The sequence below is a fragment of the Acinetobacter sp. YH12239 genome (assembly GCF_013417635.1).
Lineage (GTDB): Bacteria > Pseudomonadota > Gammaproteobacteria > Pseudomonadales > Moraxellaceae > Acinetobacter.
In genome coordinates this window covers 1-20,493 of sequence record NZ_VPDP01000016.1, presented here as the reverse complement: position 1 = coordinate 20,493, position 20,493 = coordinate 1, and the positions used below count along the sequence as shown (strand labels likewise).

21 protein-coding genes are annotated in these 20,493 nt (G+C 38.1%); 12 read left to right on the top strand and 9 right to left on the bottom strand.

What is annotated here, in order from left to right; genetic code table 11:
* Positions 1 to 19 precede the first annotated feature (19 nt).
* The 5 genes from atpD (at position 20) to FTV17_RS12330 (ending at position 5,063) form a co-directional block, all read left to right on the top strand.
* Positions 20 to 1,414: a F0F1 ATP synthase subunit beta gene (gene atpD / locus FTV17_RS12350; protein WP_035268203.1), complete on the top strand. Its 1,395-nt coding sequence runs from the start codon at positions 20 to 22 to the stop codon at positions 1,412 to 1,414.
* Between the two features lie 26 nt (positions 1,415 to 1,440).
* On the top strand, positions 1,441 to 1,860 hold the full coding sequence (locus FTV17_RS12345; protein ID WP_035268205.1) for a F0F1 ATP synthase subunit epsilon: 420 nt from the start codon (positions 1,441 to 1,443) through the stop codon (positions 1,858 to 1,860).
* Between the two features lie 207 nt (positions 1,861 to 2,067).
* Positions 2,068 to 2,715: a hypothetical protein gene (locus FTV17_RS12340; RefSeq protein ID WP_179999941.1), complete on the top strand. Its 648-nt coding sequence runs from the start codon at positions 2,068 to 2,070 to the stop codon at positions 2,713 to 2,715.
* The gene (locus tag FTV17_RS12335; RefSeq protein WP_179999939.1) at positions 2,699 to 3,154 is read left to right on the top strand and encodes a hypothetical protein; all 456 of its coding nucleotides are present in this window, start codon (positions 2,699 to 2,701) and stop codon (positions 3,152 to 3,154) included. The genes FTV17_RS12340 and FTV17_RS12335 overlap by 17 nt, the downstream gene beginning before the upstream one ends.
* Positions 3,155 to 3,695: 541 nt before the next feature.
* The gene (locus tag FTV17_RS12330) at positions 3,696 to 5,063 is read left to right on the top strand and encodes an NAD-dependent succinate-semialdehyde dehydrogenase (RefSeq protein ID WP_179999937.1); all 1,368 of its coding nucleotides are present in this window, start codon (positions 3,696 to 3,698) and stop codon (positions 5,061 to 5,063) included.
* Between the two features lie 35 nt (positions 5,064 to 5,098).
* Here FTV17_RS12330 and FTV17_RS12325 read toward each other — a convergent pair whose 3' ends face one another.
* Complete coding sequence (locus FTV17_RS12325) at positions 5,099 to 5,545, bottom strand: ATP-binding protein (RefSeq protein ID WP_179999935.1); 447 nt, start codon at positions 5,543 to 5,545, stop codon at positions 5,099 to 5,101.
* Between the two features lie 93 nt (positions 5,546 to 5,638).
* Here FTV17_RS12325 and FTV17_RS12320 point away from each other — a divergent pair, with 93 nt between their 5' ends.
* Entirely contained in the window at positions 5,639 to 6,088 is a 450-nt protein-coding gene (locus FTV17_RS12320; RefSeq protein WP_179999932.1) for a hypothetical protein, read from the top strand.
* Positions 6,089 to 6,094: 6 nt separating this feature from the next.
* Here the strand turns inward: FTV17_RS12320 and FTV17_RS12315 are convergent, their stop codons facing one another.
* From FTV17_RS12315 to FTV17_RS12300, 4 genes are all read right to left on the bottom strand, one after another.
* Entirely contained in the window at positions 6,095 to 7,108 is a 1,014-nt protein-coding gene (locus FTV17_RS12315; protein WP_179999930.1) for a pirin family protein, read from the bottom strand.
* Between the two features lie 89 nt (positions 7,109 to 7,197).
* Positions 7,198 to 7,782, bottom strand: coding sequence for a hypothetical protein (locus FTV17_RS12310; RefSeq protein ID WP_179999928.1), 585 nt, complete (start codon positions 7,780 to 7,782; stop codon positions 7,198 to 7,200).
* 194 nt (positions 7,783 to 7,976) lie between these two features.
* Positions 7,977 to 8,519 (bottom strand): glutathione peroxidase, encoded by a 543-nt coding sequence (locus FTV17_RS12305; RefSeq protein ID WP_179999925.1) that lies wholly within the window; start codon positions 8,517 to 8,519, stop codon positions 7,977 to 7,979.
* A gap of 116 nt (positions 8,520 to 8,635) precedes the next feature.
* Positions 8,636 to 9,157: a hypothetical protein gene (locus FTV17_RS12300; RefSeq protein ID WP_179999922.1), complete on the bottom strand. Its 522-nt coding sequence runs from the start codon at positions 9,155 to 9,157 to the stop codon at positions 8,636 to 8,638.
* Between the two features lie 340 nt (positions 9,158 to 9,497).
* On the opposite strand from FTV17_RS12300, the gene FTV17_RS12295 reads away from it, so the two are divergent.
* On the top strand, positions 9,498 to 10,406 hold the full coding sequence (locus FTV17_RS12295; protein ID WP_179999920.1) for a DMT family transporter: 909 nt from the start codon (positions 9,498 to 9,500) through the stop codon (positions 10,404 to 10,406).
* 386 nt (positions 10,407 to 10,792) lie between these two features.
* Here FTV17_RS12295 and FTV17_RS12290 read toward each other — a convergent pair whose 3' ends face one another.
* From FTV17_RS12290 to FTV17_RS12280, 3 genes are read right to left on the bottom strand one after another with little or no spacing between them, the layout of a single operon-like run.
* Positions 10,793 to 11,362 (bottom strand): L-threonylcarbamoyladenylate synthase, encoded by a 570-nt coding sequence (locus tag FTV17_RS12290; protein ID WP_179999917.1) that lies wholly within the window; start codon positions 11,360 to 11,362, stop codon positions 10,793 to 10,795.
* Positions 11,363 to 11,410: 48 nt separating this feature from the next.
* Complete coding sequence (gene dprA, locus FTV17_RS12285) at positions 11,411 to 12,607, bottom strand: DNA-processing protein DprA (RefSeq protein WP_179999914.1); 1,197 nt, start codon at positions 12,605 to 12,607, stop codon at positions 11,411 to 11,413.
* A 14-nt stretch (positions 12,608 to 12,621) separates the two neighbouring features.
* Positions 12,622 to 13,773, bottom strand: a complete 1,152-nt coding sequence (locus FTV17_RS12280; protein ID WP_179999911.1) for a LysM peptidoglycan-binding domain-containing protein — start codon at positions 13,771 to 13,773, stop codon at positions 12,622 to 12,624.
* 122 nt (positions 13,774 to 13,895) lie between these two features.
* Here FTV17_RS12280 and def point away from each other — a divergent pair, with 122 nt between their 5' ends.
* The 4 genes from def (at position 13,896) to FTV17_RS12260 (ending at position 18,182) form a co-directional block, all read left to right on the top strand.
* Positions 13,896 to 14,426, top strand: a complete 531-nt coding sequence (gene def / locus FTV17_RS12275) for a peptide deformylase (protein ID WP_035268228.1) — start codon at positions 13,896 to 13,898, stop codon at positions 14,424 to 14,426.
* Between the two features lie 86 nt (positions 14,427 to 14,512).
* Complete coding sequence (locus FTV17_RS12270) at positions 14,513 to 14,968, top strand: DUF2946 family protein (RefSeq protein WP_218945382.1); 456 nt, start codon at positions 14,513 to 14,515, stop codon at positions 14,966 to 14,968.
* Between the two features lie 70 nt (positions 14,969 to 15,038).
* Positions 15,039 to 17,084, top strand: coding sequence for a TonB-dependent copper receptor (locus tag FTV17_RS12265; protein WP_179999909.1), 2,046 nt, complete (start codon positions 15,039 to 15,041; stop codon positions 17,082 to 17,084).
* 168 nt (positions 17,085 to 17,252) lie between these two features.
* A complete protein-coding gene (locus tag FTV17_RS12260; RefSeq protein ID WP_179999906.1) occupies positions 17,253 to 18,182 on the top strand; it encodes a metal-dependent hydrolase in 930 nt (309 codons plus the stop codon).
* A 43-nt stretch (positions 18,183 to 18,225) separates the two neighbouring features.
* Here the strand turns inward: FTV17_RS12260 and FTV17_RS12255 are convergent, their stop codons facing one another.
* The gene (locus FTV17_RS12255) at positions 18,226 to 19,434 is read right to left on the bottom strand and encodes an oxygenase MpaB family protein (protein WP_179999904.1); all 1,209 of its coding nucleotides are present in this window, start codon (positions 19,432 to 19,434) and stop codon (positions 18,226 to 18,228) included.
* 84 nt (positions 19,435 to 19,518) lie between these two features.
* Between FTV17_RS12255 and FTV17_RS12250 the strand changes: the two genes are divergently transcribed.
* A complete protein-coding gene (locus tag FTV17_RS12250) occupies positions 19,519 to 20,121 on the top strand; it encodes a TetR/AcrR family transcriptional regulator (protein ID WP_179999974.1) in 603 nt (200 codons plus the stop codon).
* Positions 20,122 to 20,493 lie beyond the last annotated feature (372 nt).

The window sequence follows — 20,493 nt, the reverse complement described above, 5'->3', positions numbered from 1 at the left end:
TTGAATTGAGGAGACAGCAATGAGTAGCGGTCGTATCATTCAGATCATCGGCGCGGTTATCGACGTCGAGTTTGAACGCAACAGTGTTCCTAAGATCTATGACGCTCTTCAGGTTGATGGCACTGAAACTACATTAGAAGTTCAGCAACAACTTGGTGACGGCGTTGTACGTACAATTGCGATGGGATCTACAGAAGGTCTTAAGCGTGGTTTGAACGTAACTAACACTAATGCTCCGATCTCTGTACCAGTTGGTCCAGCGACGCTTGGTCGTATCATGGACGTTCTTGGTCGCCCGATCGATGAAGCTGGTCCTGTTGCAACTGAAGAGCGTTTACCGATTCACCGTCAAGCGCCTTCTTATGCAGAACAAGCTGCTTCTACTGACCTTTTAGAAACTGGTATTAAAGTCATCGACTTACTTTGCCCGTTCGCGAAAGGTGGTAAAGTTGGTCTGTTCGGTGGTGCCGGTGTTGGTAAAACTGTAAACATGATGGAGTTGATCAACAACATCGCTAAAGCGCACTCAGGTTTATCTGTATTCGCTGGTGTTGGTGAGCGTACTCGTGAAGGTAACGACTTCTATCACGAGATGAAAGACTCTAACGTTCTTGACAAAGTAGCGATGGTTTACGGTCAGATGAACGAGCCACCAGGTAACCGTTTACGCGTAGCGTTAACTGGTCTTACTATGGCTGAGTATTTCCGTGATCAAAAAGACGAAAACGGTAAAGGCCGTGACGTATTATTGTTCGTAGACAACATCTACCGTTATACACTAGCAGGTACTGAAGTATCAGCACTTCTAGGTCGTATGCCATCTGCAGTAGGTTACCAACCGACACTTGCAGAAGAGATGGGTGTTCTTCAAGAACGTATTACTTCTACTAAGTCTGGTTCGATTACATCTATCCAAGCTGTATACGTACCTGCCGATGACTTAACGGATCCATCTCCAGCGACTACGTTCGCTCACTTGGATGCGACAGTTGTATTGAGCCGTGACATCGCTTCACAAGGTATTTACCCTGCGATCGATCCACTTGACTCTACTTCACGTCAATTAGATCCATTAGTTGTTGGTACTGAGCATTACGAAATCGCTCGTTCAGTTCAAAACGTTCTTCAACGTTATAAAGAATTGAAAGACATTATCGCAATTCTTGGTATGGACGAATTGTCAGAAGAAGACAAGCTTACTGTATACCGTGCACGTAAGATCCAACGTTTCTTCTCTCAACCGTTCCACGTAGCAGAAGTGTTTACTGGTGCTCCTGGTAAACTTGTACCGCTTAAAGAAACTATTCGTGGCTTTAAAGGTCTTCTAGCTGGTGAATACGATCACATCCCAGAACAAGCGTTCTATATGGTTGGTGGTATTGACGAAGTTATTGCTAAAGCCGAGAAACTTTAATTAGCTACCTAATTTAGGAGGTTCTCATGGCGACTATGCAATGTGACGTTGTAAGTGTTAAAGAGTCTTTGTACTCAGGCACTGTAACTATGCTAATTGCTAAAGGTGCTGGTGGTGAGTTAGGTATTATGCCTGGCCATGCTCCACTAGTAACTTTACTTCAGCCGGGCGCGATTCGCGTTCAGTTGGAGAATGGTACAGAAGAATTAATCTATGTATCTGGTGGTGTTCTTGAAGTTCAACCGCATGTTGTTACGGTTCTTGCAGATACTGCAGTCCGTGCAGAAAACTTAGATGAAGCTGCAATCGTTGAAGCACGTAAAAATGCTGAAACTTTGTTAGCAAATCAAAAGAGCGATTTGGACGCTGCTGCTGCTTTGGCTGCGCTTGCAGAAACAGCTGCACAGTTGGAAACCATCCGCAAAATCAAAAATCGCGCTCAATAAGAGACGGTTTGAGATTGAAAAACCACCCGAAAGGGTGGTTTTTTTTATATATATATCTATTTAGAATATGATTCATTTAACACTTTATTGAAAATCTGTTATAAATGTTTATTGTACAGGTTAGTTTAAATAGCTTCTCAAAAATGACAAATGTTTAATTATTAATAGTTAAAAATAAATTTTCTATATAGCAGTTAGGTTTAACACATGATTAAAAAGTTTGTATTTACTATATCAATCCCTATTGTGCTATTTGGTTGTTCTGTCACTACGACCCCAAATGGAAAGCAGGTAGACATGTTACCGCTTATTTCAGATAAAAATAGATATTTAATTGTAGATGATAAAAATTTGAGTAAAGCAGAGAAGCTTGAAAATTATTCAAATCAGCTATCTGAATTTTATGGTAAGCAAAATAGTGCATATATTAGAGTTCTACCACGTCCTTCATATCAAACAAATGATCGGTTTACCCCTATCCCATTCATGGTTTATGAAATTGACTCCAATCCAGTGAAAATATTCGAAAATACAATGTTTAATCCAAACAATGTTCGGATAACAGAATATGCTCAACATGATCTAAGAATTCCAATTGGAAAGCACGATTTAATTATTGTAAATGGGCTTGGGAATTCACGTTGGTTTACAAAGATAGATGATGTAAATTTTGAAAAAGATAAGAAGTACGTTATTGGTGCAGATGTGAAAAAAGGGCAAAATGCTCAAATTTTTATAGCAGAATACGAAATAGATAATCGATTTAAAGTCGTAGAACCCGAACACTTCATTATTAAAAAGAAAATTATCGAAAATATACCAATAGGGAATTTAAAAAGTGTCAAAGTTTATTAAAACTCCATTCACAGTCATTATGATTTCAATACTTGGTTTACACGGATGTGTCAGAATGATGTATCCGACATCTGAGACGGAATTAATGAGCAAATCGATCAATGGAGGAGTAATTACCGATTTGGAGATAGATTATATTCAAGCCTATGCGAATTTAAAGCAGGCGTATAAAAAATGTGTTGAAATCAAAGATTTTAATGGTTCATTAACTGTGAATTCACATTTAGATCGTGATAAAAAGATGGGTACTTTTACGGGTAATTTGCCTTATGGGGCGCTTTTCTTTAAAACGACTTTAGAAGCTACGGGTGAGAATTCAACAAAAATAACTTATTATGCGACAAAAATGTCAGCTTTGAATCAAAAATTGTTTCATAAGCGCATTGAGCAAGATCGTATTAGAGCTTTGGGTCAGGATAATAAATGTAATAAAAATTAGATTTCCTTTGTGAGATGGGGATGTATGTAAACTCCCCATTCCCCACAATCTTTACCTTAAAAATCTGATCAAGCCCTTCATCTAAACTTGGCACTTCAAGCTTTTTATAAATCGCTCGAACATCCATGTCAGGAATATCGGCTTGACCTTCAAGATAGCTATTACGCTGTTACGTAAAATTTAAATCTGTTTCAAAATAATAAGAAACAACTTCAAAACTGCTTATTAAGAAGCTGAGTTTAAAACAGCACGTTCTACTTTGATTGATATTGTTGATCACTGTCTTACTAGTTGAAGTTAAACAGTAGGAGTTATGTACATCTACTTATAACTTTACGAAGAACTACGTAACGATTTGCACCAAACTGTAAACGATGCCTGAGTTCAATAAAAATAATGCTAAGTTGATTGATGTAAACAAAATTTTTGAGCACTTTGAGTTTATTTAGAGTTTGCACAGCTAACGCGCACTTCAATGAATACGCTTAAATCAATACATAGCATTGAACTGTAAATTTTTATTGGCATGAAGGGAAGAATTATGAGTTATCAATCCATTAACCCATTTACCAATACTGTATACAAAGAATATCCATCACACCAACAACAAGATATTGATCGGGCTTTGGATTCAGCCGAATCTATTCTTAAATCTGATTGGGTAAAAAATGTAGATGATCGCGTAAAAGTTTTACAACGTTTGGCAGCATTATTTAGAGAGAAAAAGAGTGAATTAGCCAAACTCATTACTTTAGATATGGGTAAGCTCATTGAACAAAGTGAAGGTGAAATCGAATCGTGTGCTCAAATTGCTGAGTACTATGCAAAAAATACTGAACAATTTCTGAAATCAGTCCCCTATAAAACTGAGTTAGGCGAAGCTTGGGTGGAGCATCATCCATTAGGTATTATCATGGCTGTTGAACCATGGAATTTCCCATTTTATCAATTGGTCCGTGTATTCGCACCAAACTGTGGTATTGGAAATCCTGTATTGGCGAAACATGCAGGTATCGTTCCACAATGTGCTGAAGCATTTGAAAAACTCGTATTAGAAGCAGGAGCGCCTAAAGGTGTTTGGACCAACCTATTTATCAATACCGATCAAGTCGCAGATATTATTGCAGACAAACGTGTGCGCGGTGTTGCATTAACTGGTTCAGAAGGAGCGGGTAGTGCGGTCGCTGCGCAAGCAGGCAAACACATTAAAAAGTCTACGCTTGAATTGGGTGGGAATGATGTCTTTATCGTGTTGGATGATGCGGACTTAAGCAAAGCGATTGAGATTGGTTGTAAAGCACGTGTAAATAATACAGGTCAGGTGTGTACTGCAGCAAAACGATTTATTTTGCATAAAGACATCGCTGATCAGTTTAGAACGGGTTTGGTTGAAGCATTTAAAGCACTCAAAATTGGCGACCCGTTAGATCGTAGTACCACATTGGGACCACTCTCATCGGAAAGTGCGCTTAAAAACTTGATTAAACAAGTGGATAAAGCAGTTCAGCAGGGTGCAACTTTGGTTATCGGTGGCAAAGCAATTGAACATGATGGTTATTTCTATGAGCCGACAATTTTAGAAAATATTAGTCGAGATAATGAAGCTTGGTACGAAGAATTCTTTGGGCCAGTTGCTCAGATTTATGTTGCGGAAAATGAGGATGAGATCGTTGAAATCGCCAATGACTCTAATTATGGTCTTGGAGGTGTCATTCACTCTCAAGACATAGAGCGTGCAAAAAAATTAGCTTCGAGAATTGAAACAGGAATGGTGTGGATCAATTGGTTAACGGATACAGCTCCAGAATTACCATTTGGTGGCGTAAAGAATTCTGGTTATGGTCATGAACTCGCAGATTTAGGTTTTCAGGAATTTGTACAAAAAAAATTAGTGGTGGTGAAGCAATAAAGTCTTTGAAATAAAGCGATCTTCGGGTCGCTTTATTATTTGGAGTCTAATATTAAATGGTGGTATTCACCTGCACCTTTTATCTTAATACGATGTATTTCATCAAACCCTTCTTGAAAATCAGGTACTTCTAACTTCTTATATGTTGCTCGAACACCGACTTCAGGAATATTGGCTTTACCGCTTCGTTGACCATTGCGTTCTAGCGTACTTTTCAAATCTGTTTCAAAGTAATATGAAATCACTTCAAAGCCTGCTGATTTAGCACGTTGAATATAACGAGCACGCTCTGCTTTGGTTGGGTTGGTATTGTCGATCACCGTTTTGGTTTTAGAGGCTAGACATGCTTCAAAGATCATGTTTTCCCGATGGCGAGTTTTTAGCATGTCTAAGTTAATTCTTAAATGTGAATGCGCCAAATGTAAAAGATAGTAGCTTGATTTGCCTGAAGCTTGAACTCCAGTGAAGATGATCAGTTGCATGGTTCAATTACATTAAAAGTATAAAGCTGAATTAAATCACGGCTTAGACTTTGCTACAATTCAGGTATAAGTCTAATAAATCCAAATAAAATAATGTATCGTCAAAGTCTAATTATCGCGCTAAGCATATTTATCTTCAGTCAGCTCACCGCATGTCAAAATTATTATTTAAGTCAGCCCAATGAACCTACTGAAGCGGCCTTGGTTGCCAACTCGTATAAAAATGGTTTAAGTGCTGAAATCGAGTTGGATTATCTCAGCGTATTTCAAAATCTGAGACAAGCATATCGTCGATGTATCGGTTTCACACGTGATGATGACCTAGTCTTTACTGAAAATAAGCTTGAAGAGCATATTGAAATGGCAACCCTATTTGCTCGAACAGAACGTGGTGAATACGTTCATAAGGCAACTGTAGAAAAGCTATCACCTACGTTGACAAGATTTACCTTGTATTTGCCTCAACGTTATCCTTTTCCCAATGCACGTTTTGAACAGGATATTAAACGAGCATTGGGCAAAGATGAATACTGTAATATTTAAACCTTGTTAAGCCCCATCTGAACTCATTTGTTCAGGATATTCCTTGCGTTTACCACCTTCATAGCTTGCAAAACGGGGTGTTTCACGTGAAAACGTTGGAGCATCACTTGGCCAAGGCCATTCACCAAAATGGGTCTCACGATATCGTTTGAATGCAACATCAAGTTCTTCTTTGCTGTTCAATACAAAAGGTCCTCGCATTGCAACTGGTGCACCAATAGGTTCACCTTCTAACCATAAGATTCTCGCTTCTTGATCACCTGCTTCAAGTTGAATTTCGGTGTCAGCTTTAAGCTCTACAAGATGTTTAAATTGAATAGTTGAATCAGCAATATTTAAAGTTGAACCCTGATAAAAGTAAGCAAATCGAGTAGAGGTCGCGGTGGTAGCTGGAATTTCAAGGTGTGCGCCAGCTTCTAAAGTAATTAAGTATATATTCACTTTATTTTCTGCTGCAGCTGCCCAAGAATGTGGTGGGCGACTTAATGCATTTTGATTTTGATATTGTCCTGAAATAACTCGTACATCAATGTTGCGAGACAGGTGATCAGTCACTTTCACATGAGGAATTTGTTCACGCCAAAACATTTTATAATCAGCAGGTTGTTTTTTTTGTTCTGGAGATGAGTTAAACCAAATTTGAAATAATTCAAAAGGATTCTCTCGATCCTGATGAATTAATGGGAACATTTCACAGTGTTCAACACCATTTCCCGTACTTAGCCATTGCACATCACCTGCAGCATATCGTCCACCATTACCCAAGGAATCAAAATGATCGACATAACCTTGTTCCACTAAAGTAATGGTTTCAAAACCCGTGTGTGGATGTTCGGGAAAGCCCGGAACAACACTACCATAATACATATTGAATTCTTGATTGATTGCAGGATGAACTGGTCCCATTTCAGCATTCCCGGCAGGGTAGTGATCAATATGATGAGCAGTAAAGATGAAAGGATCTTTTAAATCTAAACGAAAAGTAATAGGAGTTATATTATAGATGGGTGAGGTAGACATGCCGACTCCATGATATTTGAATTATTTAAGATCCAAATTAAAGAGAAATCCCTCACTCCACCATCTCTATTTTGTGAGAATAATGTATATCAATCCTCGGCTTGATTATTTTCTGTAGATGATCCGGACTGAGTCAAAAGCATACTGGCTAATTTCACCATTTCACCTTGGATATTACCCATTTGCTTTTCTAAAGCTGCAAAATCGATGTTGTTTAAATTCACTTGGCCGTTTAGTAATGGTGAAGCTAATACATTTTGATTTGCCGTTAAAATATTAGAACGAATCTGGGCAATTTCTTGGCTTTTTAGGTCAAGTCCTGTCAATGCCTCATTAAATCCTAGTAATTGAGATTTCAAACTTTGCACTGACTGATCTAACTTTTGTGGATCTTTATTATTTACAGCTTCTTCTAAATCAGATTGTAGCTGTTGAATTTGCTCAATATATCCACCTGCTTTCAGTTGTACATCTGCCACATCACGTACAATATATAACATATTGCCTGACTTTAAGTCAGCTGGATCAGTGACTTGGACAGGAGAAGATTCTTCAGCATTAGCTGCTGTTGATTCCTTTTCTTGATCGGGTTGTGGTTGCGGCTGACAACCTAACATCACGAGACCGAAGCCAAATAATGCAAAAGGGGTAACAATGCTTTGAAATACTTTCATTAATAAAACCAAATCGTTAATCACTTCATTCCAAGATACGATACAAATATGAGTTAAATCTGAATATTTGCAAAGCAATAACAAAAATTTTGATGTGAAAGAGTAACTTATGATTTTGACAGATTAATGAAGATATTTATTGAATTGAATAAGAAATAGTCAAGTGACAGGATCGTCACTTGATCTTGATGAGATTATTTCGCCAGTTCAGCATTAATTGCATCAACAATACGCGCATCATCTGCGGTGATGTCTGGTGCAAAACGAGCAACGACTTCCCCTGTTTTTGAAACTAAGAATTTCTCAAAATTCCATAATACTTCAGGGGGATTATTAGGCGTTAAACCGTAATCAACCAGATCTTTCCACCAAGGCCCCTCACCAATACGCTCTGGAATGGCATTTGTTAAAGTTTCATATAGCGGATGTTTGTCTTCTCCAACCACTGGAACTTTCGCAAAAAGAGGGAAGTCCACTTGATAATTCACTGAACAAAATTGTTCAATCTCTTCATTGCTTCCTGGTTCTTGTTCAAGAAAGTCATTGGAAGGAAAGCCAAGAATTTCGAATCCTTGTTGTTTTTTTTCACTATAGAGTTTTTGTAGACCTTCGTACTGTGGCGTAAGGCCGCATTTAGACGCTACATTCACGATCAATAATACTTTGCCTTCGTATTGTGATAAATCAACAGGCTGCCCCTGAATTGTATTTACTAGAATGTTATAAACTGAAGCCATTTCAATGTCCTAATCATAAAGTACTTAAAATATGTAGATTGAAAATACCATGGCATATAGATCTCACCAAGGTGTCTACAGTGAAAAAAAACAGGCCTGACGGCCTGCTTTATGAGTTAAGATTTTGTCCCGACTTGGTTTTTAAGATTCTGCATGTCCTGTAACAAGCTTTGTTGTAACTCAACAGCTTTCTTTTGTAGTTCAGTGATTTCATTCATATCAGGCTTTTCTTTAACACCTGCTTCTGCGAGGTCCAATCCAAGCTCATTCGATTCTTTCATTTTATCTCGAAGAGATGCACCTTCAGTACTTTTGAGCGCAAGTTTGTCGAGATCATCATTAAATTGTTCCACATAGTTATCCATCTTCTCAACCACTGCGTCTAATTCAGCTTTGTTATTGTTTTGCGCAGCTTGCGTCACTTCATTTTGAAATGCCAAAGCCTCTTGAGCTTTTGTATTTGAAATTTGATCCAGTAAATCTAAGTCATGTTGAATATCAGCATTTACATTGGTACTTAATGTATTGCTTTGAACTGTTTCAGCGGCAGTAGGTGAGGATTGATCGTTAGACTTTTTATCACAAGCGGTTAGAAAAACAGCTGTAGTGCATAGTGATGCAATGAGAAGTTTTTTCATAATTTATCCTTTTTATATGCTCGGTTCAATGCACTCACATTCACGATGAAGCACATTAAAAAATATTCAGTTAACCCGTTGATGGGAAAATTCAAGCATTTACGATCTCATAGCTCACACACAGCTTCTAGTGTTGTTTTGTAGAGGAATCCCTGTAAAAAAGTGAAAAGTGTTTTAAAATAGAACAGCACTCTACTTAATTTTTTAAGTAAAAATCTTAGACTTAGATGGCTGTTCTGCAGTCATTAACAATGAAGGGGAGTGTGTTTTATGGAATGAAAAAGTCTAAAAATTGATGAAAACTTGATCTTAACGATTAAATAAAAATTAGGATGAAAATATGACATTTGAAAAAAAGCATTTGCTCTGGGCTTTATCATTGCCAGTCATTGCTGTATTGATTTGGTCGTTGAATATAGCCATTACACGATATGTTGCAGAGTATATTTCACCTGTCAGTATTAGTTTTTATCGTTGGATTATTGCCTTTTTGATTTTAACACCCTTTATCCTGCCTAAAGTCATCAAACAGCGGAATCTGGTAAGACAAAATATAGTGAAATTAGCAGTGCTGAGTGCATTTGGTATGGTGCTTTATCAGGGGTTGGCTTACACCGCAGCACATTACACAACTGCAACCAATATGGGCATAATTAATGCCTTTATCCCAATTTTCACCATTTTTGTTTCATTGATGATTTTAAAAGAATTCCCAACTCGATTTGCAGTGGTGGGTAGTATTTTATCATTTATCGGGCTGATTTATGTTATCGGTCAGGGGCGTCTAGATACACTGATGCATCTGGGTGGGCATTGGGGCGACATGATTATGATCGTCGCGGTATTCTTCTATGCTTTTTATGGTGTATTTCTCAAAAAGTGGCAACTCGAGCTCCCTTTAATGATTAGTCTTTATATTCAGATTGGTTTTGCAGTATTGTACCACTTACCATTCGTTGCCGTATTGGGTCTCGATGCAATTGATCTGAATAACGGCTTAAGTGTGTTATATGCGGGAATTTTCCCTTCGATTATTGCGCCGTTAGTATGGATGTTGGCTGTTCAACATTTAGGCCCAAATCGAACTAGCATCTTTATGAACTTAATGCCAATCTTTACCGCCATTATTGCTTACGTTTGGTTAAAAGAAGCATGGACGATTTATCACAGTTTAGGCGGAATCGTGATTTTGATAGGTATTGCTTTAGCACAGAAAAAAACTTCATTCATAAAGGCTAAGAGTGTTTAAAAAAAAGACAATCGATTTATTTTTTTTATTATACTTAAAATATATAAAAGCTTATTGATCTAAATTAACTATCATTAGGCTTTTTAAAAAGTAAAATTAATAATTAAAAATAGGTACTTAATTATATCAATTGAATTAATAATTAATTTTTATAAGAAAAATGATGATTTAAACCTCTAAGTCTTAGTAATTGTGTAATATTTTTTTTTGTAGCATAATATGCGTACTGCAGAGATAGCGATAAATCAGTCCTTTTCTGTACAGATGAATTTCTGAACCCTCTGGATGTGATTAACACATCCTTTTATATGCTCAGTCAATACCTTTATGACTGAGCTTTTTTTTGTCTAAAATAATCGTTTTTAAGTCTCAGCGTATCATGCTGTTTAAGCACGAATGACATCACCAGTTTCCGCATCTAATATTCGACTTGGCTCTTGGCTCAGGCCTAAATCTCCATTTAAATAATTTAATTCAGAACCGAAGTACTGATTAACTTCTTGCAATGAGCGAGCGGGGTCTAAACCGGCTGGATTGGCGCTGGTCGAAACAATGAACCCATCAAATGCGTTACACAGTGCGATGCAAAGAGGATGGTTGGTGACTCGGATAGCAACCTTAGGATGTTTGCCTCGAATCCAAAGTGGTATTTGCTCATCAGCTGGGAGAAGCCATGTTGTGGCGCGATCTTGATAAGATGTTTGTGACCAACTTTCAATCACCGCATCGCGGCGGTCTTGAGGCAGCTTTGATAATAAATGTTCAACCTGACTGACTTGACCAGCCAGTAAGATCACCCCTTTTTCGATAGGGCGTTGTTTTAATCTTAAAATTTCTTTAAAAGCATTTTCATTAAAAGGGTCGCAACCTAAGCCCCATACTGCTTCTGTAGGATAAGCCAAAACTTGACCTTGTTTTAGACATTGAGCAGCCTCAGCAACTGAGGTTGTTAACATAAGCGTTCACCATTCTCTTGATTGAAAAGACTATTGTGAACCTTAATTTTAATTACGGCAACGTAGGTATAACCCAGATTGTTGAATACAGCGTCCTAAAAGTTCTAACTCCATCAAGTGACTGGTGAGTGTCGCTGTGTCTAAATCAAGGGTTGCAGCAATTTGATCGAGATCGCGTCCAACCCAATCTAATTGTTGAAATACAGCTAACAGATGTATAGGAATCGAATGCTCATCATCCTCATACTTACTTAACTTTGGACGGTCTACTGAATGAGCTATTTCGTCATTTTGGACTTCATTAGGATTGTTTTTTCGTGACAGTGATGCTTGTTGATGTTGCCATTGAGTCGGTAGGGCTAAATCTTCAATGATCTGCTCAGGATGATCAACTAAGATGGCACCTTCACGAATCAACTGATGGCAACCTTGATGAAATTCACTATAAATATGACCTGGAATTGCAAAGGTCGTTTTACCTTGATTTGCAGCAGCTTGGGCCGTAATTAATGAACCACTGCCCAATTGAGCTTCCGCTACCAATATCCCTAAACTTAAGCCACTTACGATTCTATTTCTGCGTGGAAAATTATGCTGAAGCGGTTTTGTACCGGGTAAAAACTCAGAAATGATGGTCCCGTTCTGCTTCAAGATTTGATCATGTAATGGGCGATTTTGTGATGGGTAAATTAAATCTAATCCTGTACCGATAACGGCGATTGTTTTGCCATGTTGCAAAGCACCCTGATGGGCTGCTTCATCAATGCCTTGTGCTAAGCCACTCGTGATATAAAAACCTTGATCACTCAGATAATACGCAAAATCATATGCGACTTGTTTGCCATGTGGACTTGGTTTACGGCTTCCAACAATGGCAATTTGTGCTTCAGATAAATGTTGTGCTTTACCTTTCCCAAATAAAATTGGGGGGCGGTCATGATAGGGCATCAATTGCTGAGGATAGTCTGGATCTTGCTCAGTGAGCATAAAATCAGAATGTTGATGAATTTGATGCAGAATTCGCTCAAATTCTTGTTGCTGTTGATCAGAGAAAAATTGAGATGCACGCTCGATATGGTTTTTATGTAGGTTGAGCTGATGCCATTGATTTAGATGATTTTTCTGTACAGCATCTTGAGCTGAACCAAAATGCTGAATAAGTTTTTGATAAGCACTAAGTGAATGTTGAACGAGATACCAGAGTTTAATATAAGCCAACTGATGGTCGTTAATCTCGTTCAACATATCCGCACCTAATTTTAATTTTCAACCATTGGTGATGGTTCTAATACAGCACCTACTTTAATTGGAAGTGCGCTGTCTAGCACGTAAGCGTAACTTAATTGATCGAAAGTTTTAAAAATCATTAAGTTGCCCACACGCTGATTAGGCAGTTGAATATTTTCTTTGGTCTTCGGGTCTTTAACCACTTCGCCTTGTTGGAAAATACTTAACACGTGACCATTTTTTGCACCGTGAACGTTTCCTCGGTTAATGGTGACAACACTATGTTGAGCTGCTGTACCAATAGAACCCATAACACGAATCACTTGACCGCCTGGCTGAATATCCGTTGTTGCCGTTGGATAGAAGAGGCTTGGTAATTCATTTTGAAATTTAGGTAAAACGTAATCACCGCGACGAACTTCGGCATTAAAACTTTGTTTAAGCTCTAAGGTTGAAATTTCATTTTCGTTGGCAACAGCGACTGCAGTAGCTACCTCAATCAGTTCAAGTGCACCTGTGTATTTTTTCCCTTTTTCATCTAAGAAAACATACGGTTCAGCTTCACGATAAACACCGTAGCTTTGTCCAGGGTTAATCCCTTGACCACGTGCATAAACTGTTTGACCTTCCCCAGCAACGATACGACGATCTGCCGAACCGAGAATATAAGGTGTGCTTTGCAAAGCATCAGGCGCAACGATAATACTTCTTTCTAGCCAAGGTTGAATATCATCCAAGGGAATAATTGGAATGGTATTCCCTAAGCTTTCAACACGTACTTGAGGTTTTAGATTGATAGCACCAAGATGACGACGAATAACGCCTTCACAACCGTCACCTTCATCTTTACCAATCAGTGGACGCCCATCTAATGTACAGAGTAGTAAGCGATCACCTGGGTAGATCCAGTGTGGATTTTTGACATGTTTATTGGATGCCCAAATTTCTTTCCAACGCCAAGGTGAGCGCAAAAATTTACCTGAAATGTCCCACAAAGTGTCGCCTTTTTTGACCACATAAACGTGAGGAGCACCGGCCTTAATCGATGGTGGGCTTACATTTGGACTGGCTTGTGTCATTTGCGCGGTAAACAAGCCCGCACTAATGCAAATTGCAAGTGAAAGGCAGCGTTTCTTTAACCCCAGAGCATGTGAAAAAGCCATGCCATTGAAAACCTTTTTCATTATCATAATTCCTAAAATTATGTATCTATTTGCGCTATAATACGCATATTACACGTATTATTTGATGAAGCATTAACTTCATTTAATTTTTAAGATCAATGGCATAGCCGGTGAGGAGCAGCATGGCCTTATTACCAATTTTAAGTTTTCCTGATCCCCGTTTGCGTACTATTGCCAAACCTGTAGAGGAAGTGACGGATGAAATTCGTCAACTTGCTGCAGACATGTTTGAAACCATGTATGAAGCACCAGGTATTGGTCTAGCTGCAACCCAAGTTGATCATCATATTCAGCTTATCGTCATGGACTTGTCTGAAGATAAAAATCAGCCGATGGTTTTTATTAATCCTAAAGTCACCCCATTAACTGAAGATACCCAACCTTATGAAGAGGGTTGTCTATCAGTTCCACAAATATACGATAAAGTTGAGCGTCCGTCACGCGTCAAAATTGACGCAATTAACTTAGAAGGGCAAGCTTTTGAATTAGAAGCTGATGGTCTTTTGGCAGTATGTATCCAGCACGAAATGGATCATCTGAACGGGAAATTATTTGTTGATTATCTATCTCCTTTAAAACGTCAAAGAGCGCGTGAAAAGGTAGAAAAAGTCGTTCGTCAGCGTCAAAAAGAAAAAGTTGCTGTAAAGCGTTAATTCTCTAAGAATTTTAAATATGTTGATAAAGCCCAATTTCGATTGGGCTTTGTTATAATTGCTCAAATTTTATTTGGAATGACAATTTGTTCCGCAATGGGTTGCTGCTGAGTTTCGCAGCAGTATTATTACAGATCGCTGTTTTTCTTCAGCCTTTGCTTCCAGCGCAATATCAAATTGCGCCGGTCTGCGAAACGATCACCCGTGCCTTATTCGAACAACCTCGTCATTCTGGTATTACAACGCTCGTTCATCACGCTCATCATGTTTCCACTTCACATGCGTTACATGAACATCATGAGTCTAAGCGCTATGTTGAATCCTCGCATAGTGGGCACGATCATCATGACCCAAACCATCAATGCCAATACTGTACTGTATTTGGTAATTTGATTTTGCCACCTGAGCTGAATGTTAAAGAAGTTTTTGTACGTTTGAATATACGTTTGATCGCATTCCAAAAAGCGTTCAAACATATTTATTTCGACTTACAGCGTTTATTCCTTTTACCTCAAGGTCGGGCACCACCACTCTTTTCTTAAATATTGTCTTTATATTTAGGGTCTTGAATGACTCTAGGATTGTCATATTTAAATTTTGAGTGAATATATCATGGCTCAACCAAAATTCTATTTACAGCCACTAGCGGTTGCGATTTCCATTGCCTTTATTTCGCAAACTTCATTTGCTGAAGTCCAATCTACAGCGTCAAATCCAACACCTGATACACACACGACGAACTTAGCGCCAATTGTTGCTACAGCTCTACAAGGTAATGATGCTAATGGCTTGATTGTACGGGCAAACCCGAAGCAACCCATTCAGCCTATTCCTGCCTCGGATGGCGCAGATTACTTACAAAGTATTGTAGGGTTTAGCAGCGTAAATAGTGGTGCAGGTACGAACGGTGATGTGACCTTTCGTGGAATGTTTGGATCACGAATCAAAATTCTAACAGATGGAACTGAAAATTTAGGAGCATGCCCGAGTCGTATGGATTCACCGACTTCGTATATCTCACCTGAGAGCTATGATCGAATCTCGGTGATTAAAGGTCCCCAAACTGTCCAGTACGCCAACACAGGTTCAGCAGCAACAGTGATTTTCGAGCGACGCCCAGAACAATTGAATGATGAAAAAAATTATCGAGGTCAGGCAAGTGTATTAATGGGCTCTTTTGGGCGTTTAGACCAAAATATTGAGGCAGCGGTAGGAGATGAACAAAAATATATTCGAATCAATAGCAACCGATCAGTCTCAAATAGTTATCAAGATGGCAATGGGGCGACCGTACCATCAGATTGGAAACGATGGAATGCAGATTTAGCATTGGGCTGGACACCTAATGCAGATACATGGATTGAGTTAACTGGTGGTAAGGCTGATGGTGAGGCTGTATATGCTGGGCGAGATATGGATGGTTCTAAATTTGCCCGCGAGAGCTTGGGATTAAGATTTGAGAAAAAGAATCTCTCAGAGGTAGTTAAAAAAGTTGAGGCGCAAGTCAATTACAACTTTAATGATCATGTGATGGATAATTTTAGTTTGCGTGATGTTGATGGCGCGGATCGCGCTATGAATGTGACACGTCGTACTTTGAATGCACGTTTAGCCACAACGATGGAGTGGGATAAAGCAATATTCATTACGGGTGTTGATACTCAGAATAATCAACATGCTGGTGGAATGTATCATTCAAGCATGCCAATGATGAATACTCCACTGACAGAGGATATGAAGTTTCAATCTTATGGCGGGTTCACTGAATTATCATATCCATTGAATGATCATAATAAGTTGGTCACAGGTGTTCGGGTTGATCAAGTTAAGATTAAAAACTTAAAAATGGTTCAAGAACGTCAGGAAACATTACCAAGTGGTTTTATACGGTTTGAAAATCAGCATCCAGAGCATGATGCTAAAACATATATTGGTCTAGGCTATGTAGAGCGCGTACCAGATTATTGGGAGTTGTTTAAGACAGATTATCAAGGCAATGCTGTTGCTACCTTCAAGGATTTAGAAACAGAAAAAACTTTACAGTTGGATGTTGGATACCAACATAATCACGGGGCATTCAGTTCATGGGCATCAGCTTATGCGGGTTTGATTAATGATTTCATATTATTGAATTATGACCCAGCAAAAATGACTGGTCATGGTAAAAATGCTGCTGATTCTAGAAATGTCGATGCGACAATCGCAGGGGCAGAAGCTGGAATAGGTTATCAATTTACCGATGCTGTTCAGGCAGATCTTAGTGCGATGTATGCTTGGGGAAAAAACACAACTGATCATCAACCTTTACCTCAAATATCTCCGCTGGAAGCACGTGTAAATTTAAGATATGTGCAAGAGCGCTTTAACTTAGGTTTATTGTGGCGTGTGGTAGATGGGCAGGATCGTGTCAGTATTAATCAAGGTAATATTGTAGGTAAGGATTTTAAAACGAGTTCAGGTTTCTCGACGCTGTCTTTAAATGGCACTTATCAAATTCATCAAGGTGTCGATTTGAGTATTGGAATTGATAATGTTCTGGATAAAGTCTATACGGAACACTTAAATAAAGCAGGTAGTGCTGGATTTGGTTTTGCACAGAATGAGCAATTTAATAATATAGGACGTAATTATTGGGCGCGTGTGAGTATGAAGTTCTAGTCATATTCAGTTTATTTGACGTATTAAGCCTAACACCCATTTAGATCGCCGTCTGAATGGGTGTTTTCTTTAAAATTGTCAGACATAAAATATGAATGTCCTTAAATGATATTGTGATGAGGTTGTCATTATTTTAAAAATAATAAAAAAGATGTAATGGATAATAAAATGACAACAATGAGTCAAGTTCATCAACTACATGGTCGTAAAGTAAAATTTGATTTCAATCATATTCCAAAGCATTGGATTGAAAATGACCCTGTTTCCACCCATATGTTGAATACAGCACATATGATCTTGCCTGCGGGTGAGTTTTGGTTTTGCCGTGTATTTAATAAAGCTTTACCGTTCGTCAAAGACGAACAATTAAAAGCTGACGTGAAAGGTTTTATTCAGCAAGAAGCGATTCATGGTCGTACTCATCAACATGCACAAGTTTATTTTGATCAACATGGATTAGATGTAAAGCCGTTCATTCAACGCATGCATTATCTTTTTGAAATCCTTTTGGGAGAAAATCCAGTAGGTATCAAAATGATGAAAAAAGTGGTTGGTGAAAAACGTTGGTTAATCTTCCGACTGGGTGTGATTGCAGCCATTGAGCACTATACTGGTGTGGCAGGGCAGTGGAGCTTGGACAATACTTCATTGGATAAAGCCGATCCAATCATGGCTGATCTATTCCGTTGGCATCTTGCTGAAGAAGTTGAACATCGTACGGTTGCGTATGATTTGTTTAAACATATGTTTGAATCAGAGTTTAATTTCCAAATTTCAAAAAATGCTTTGATGACCTTTATCTTCCCTATTATGGCAGCGGTTTGGATTGAAGGCGGCAAAACAATTTTGAAACAAGATAAAGATGCAGGTAAGTTTAGACATATGGGTACTTTAAGACTCATTATGCAAATGGAAAAAATTAGCCGTAAGACTGATCATATTCCTACCTTCAGTCATTTAACTTTAGCTACTATCCGTTGGTTTAGTCCAAAGTTTCATCCAGTGCAAGAAGGTAATACTCAACAAGCTTTGGATTATCTAGCACGTTCTCCATCAGCACTTCGAGCTGAGCAAGAGGCAACATTAAAAATGTCTTAAAAAATATACATGAAAAAAACCGAGCCTTAGCTCGGTTTTTTATTTATTGATGCATACTTGCCAGCTGTTTTCCTGCATTTTGATATAAATCGAGAGCTTGTTCTTGTTGTGATCGCCCTTTACGCTGTAAATAAAGATCAAGCTTTGGTATTTTTTTTGCGCCAGCATAAATCACAGTATTTTTGGTCAGTAGATACACTGGATACCACGGCAGTATTCGAGGCTTAAGCCCTAAATTTTTCATTTTTTTTCGGCCCATAAAGATTTGGGTAACATCTAAGTGATTCTGGTAGGCTTTCTTCTGCATGAAACGTTTAAAATGTTTATATTCGCGTTCAAATGGTTCTTTGGATAGGCTTACTGCAAGCTGACGACTACTTTCATCCACTTGAGGATGAGCATAATTCATCCATTGCAATAATTTCCAGCCTTCAGACTCTTTATCAATCAGCCAGTGTTCGTCAACACCCATTAACCAGCCTGTATATTTCCAAAAATGCATAATCGCATCGACTTCACTTTTAGTTGGAAAAATACCGATTGCTCGAATACCTAAAAGCATCACACCGCTGAAAGCAATATTTGTCATTGCCTGATCATATTGGTTAATCGGCATTCCCCAAATATCCCAGTCCCAATCTTTGGATTTTTTTAGATGGTAGCGAACTAAAGAATGGATGAAACGCACAAAAATTGTTGAAGTAAAGCCATCATTAAAGCGTTGAAATCCATTCGGCTTAGTAACATCTAGCCACCATTTATGTGTTTCTGCTAAGCGCTTGCCTGCATATTTGCTTAAAGCACCTGTTAAAATTAAAGGTTGATTAAAGCCAGGGTATTGATATCCAGTCATTAGCGCGAGATCACGCATAATAAAAGTGACATTTGAGCCTAAACGATGTGTGAATTGAATTGCACGATCAATTTTTTCTTGATCAAACCAAACAGGCTGTTGTTCCACGAGATCAAAGAATGCTTTGATTTCAGGGATTGGTTTGGGAAGAGCATCTAAGCCTTGATATAAGGCTGTTTCAAAAAGCTTTCGATTTTCGCGTGGATTGATCATCACCCAATCCATTAAGCGATCCATCGGCACATCACCCGTATGTAAACTTTCATTTAACTCTAAATATTCAGCATAAGTTGGAATGAAGTTTTGATCGGTCATTTTGTGTAGAAGCTTAGACAATAGATCGCTACGCTTCATTCGCTCATATGAAGCCATACGTTTTGGAATGCTAAAATTTGACATAGTGTAATTAATCTGGTTATTGTTTGATCAAAGATTAATATGAATATTTATTCGCATTCAATTCGCATTATTAGAATGGCAGCTATGAGAAAAAGACCCCAACAACAAAGAGCAAAGCTGGTAGTCGATAGTATTTTGGAAGCGACTCTGATATGCATTTCTGAAATGGGCCTAGATCAAATCACTACGCCAAAAATATCTGAAAAATCAGGGGTGAGCGTAGGTTCTATTTATCAATATTTCGAAAATAAAGATCAGATAATTTTAGAGTTGTTACGTCGTAAGAGTGAAAATTTAGGTTTGTCACTTAAAGCGCTGGCGATGAATCAAGAAGAAATGGATTTAAAAACCTTAGTCGATGTTAGTCTTCAATTCGGATTTGATGTAATGAGAGAAGATAATGGTTTCTTCTTTGAAGTCCTGAAACATTGGCATGGCTACAACAATTCAGAAGCCGCAAAAGTTTTAGAAAAGCATTTTTTGGAAGTTGGTTTATATGTATTTAATCGTTTCTATCGTCATTGGGACTTCGAAACACTTAAGCATAAATCTTTTGTGATTATTAATAGTACCTTGTTCACAATGATGAGGTTTGTAAGCAACAATGATTTTCTTATTTCAGAACAACAGCTTAAGCGGGAATTAAGTGCAATGATTATGTCTTATTTAGACAGCGAAAAGAGTTAAAAGATCATACAAATAAAATTATATATAAAAAACATATAGTTAATGTTTATTTGGTTTATTAACTATACAAACAAATAGAAAAAATTGAAAAATTAGTTGCGTAAGAAAATAAATGGCCTATAATGCACATCCATCGGCGGTGATGTTGATTAAAACTTGTTGAAAAACAAGGATTTAGCTGAATAGGTTGGATCTAAGTTTTGAGAATGAGTTAGAAAATAAATTAACATTTCTAGTTGACTTTATGAAAAGAAAGCGTAATATAGCCGACCTAGCTTGATGCTGACGAAGCATTGAGAAGATCATTAAGAGATTATGAAGAACAACTTGTGTGGATTTTTACTGGTTGATTGATCGATATATATTATCATT

Bases quoted from the DNA above. Each gene is read 5' to 3' on its own strand.
- FTV17_RS12290 (WP_179999917.1), bottom strand. From the start codon at position 11,362: ATGTTAACAACCTCAGTTGCTGAGGCTGCTCAATGTCTAAAACAAGGT.
- FTV17_RS12260 (WP_179999906.1), top strand. From the start codon at position 17,253: ATGACAACAATGAGTCAAGTTCATCAACTACATGGTCGTAAAGTAAAA.
- FTV17_RS12265 (WP_179999909.1), top strand. From the start codon at position 15,039: ATGGCTCAACCAAAATTCTATTTACAGCCACTAGCGGTTGCGATTTCC.
- FTV17_RS12315 (WP_179999930.1), bottom strand. From the start codon at position 7,108: ATGTCTACCTCACCCATCTATAATATAACTCCTATTACTTTTCGTTTA.
- FTV17_RS12295 (WP_179999920.1), top strand. From the start codon at position 9,498: ATGACATTTGAAAAAAAGCATTTGCTCTGGGCTTTATCATTGCCAGTC.
- FTV17_RS12305 (WP_179999925.1), bottom strand. From the start codon at position 8,519: ATGGCTTCAGTTTATAACATTCTAGTAAATACAATTCAGGGGCAGCCT.
- FTV17_RS12340 (WP_179999941.1), top strand. From the start codon at position 2,068: ATGATTAAAAAGTTTGTATTTACTATATCAATCCCTATTGTGCTATTT.
- dprA (WP_179999914.1), bottom strand. From the start codon at position 12,607: ATGTTGAACGAGATTAACGACCATCAGTTGGCTTATATTAAACTCTGG.
- FTV17_RS12280 (WP_179999911.1), bottom strand. From the start codon at position 13,773: ATGAAAAAGGTTTTCAATGGCATGGCTTTTTCACATGCTCTGGGGTTA.
- FTV17_RS12320 (WP_179999932.1), top strand. From the start codon at position 5,639: ATGTATCGTCAAAGTCTAATTATCGCGCTAAGCATATTTATCTTCAGT.
- FTV17_RS12300 (WP_179999922.1), bottom strand. From the start codon at position 9,157: ATGAAAAAACTTCTCATTGCATCACTATGCACTACAGCTGTTTTTCTA.
- FTV17_RS12330 (WP_179999937.1), top strand. From the start codon at position 3,696: ATGAGTTATCAATCCATTAACCCATTTACCAATACTGTATACAAAGAA.
- def (WP_035268228.1), top strand. From the start codon at position 13,896: ATGGCCTTATTACCAATTTTAAGTTTTCCTGATCCCCGTTTGCGTACT.
- FTV17_RS12345 (WP_035268205.1), top strand. From the start codon at position 1,441: ATGGCGACTATGCAATGTGACGTTGTAAGTGTTAAAGAGTCTTTGTAC.
- FTV17_RS12255 (WP_179999904.1), bottom strand. From the start codon at position 19,434: ATGTCAAATTTTAGCATTCCAAAACGTATGGCTTCATATGAGCGAATG.
- FTV17_RS12325 (WP_179999935.1), bottom strand. From the start codon at position 5,545: ATGCAACTGATCATCTTCACTGGAGTTCAAGCTTCAGGCAAATCAAGC.
- atpD (WP_035268203.1), top strand. From the start codon at position 20: ATGAGTAGCGGTCGTATCATTCAGATCATCGGCGCGGTTATCGACGTC.
- FTV17_RS12250 (WP_179999974.1), top strand. From the start codon at position 19,519: ATGAGAAAAAGACCCCAACAACAAAGAGCAAAGCTGGTAGTCGATAGT.
- FTV17_RS12310 (WP_179999928.1), bottom strand. From the start codon at position 7,782: ATGAAAGTATTTCAAAGCATTGTTACCCCTTTTGCATTATTTGGCTTC.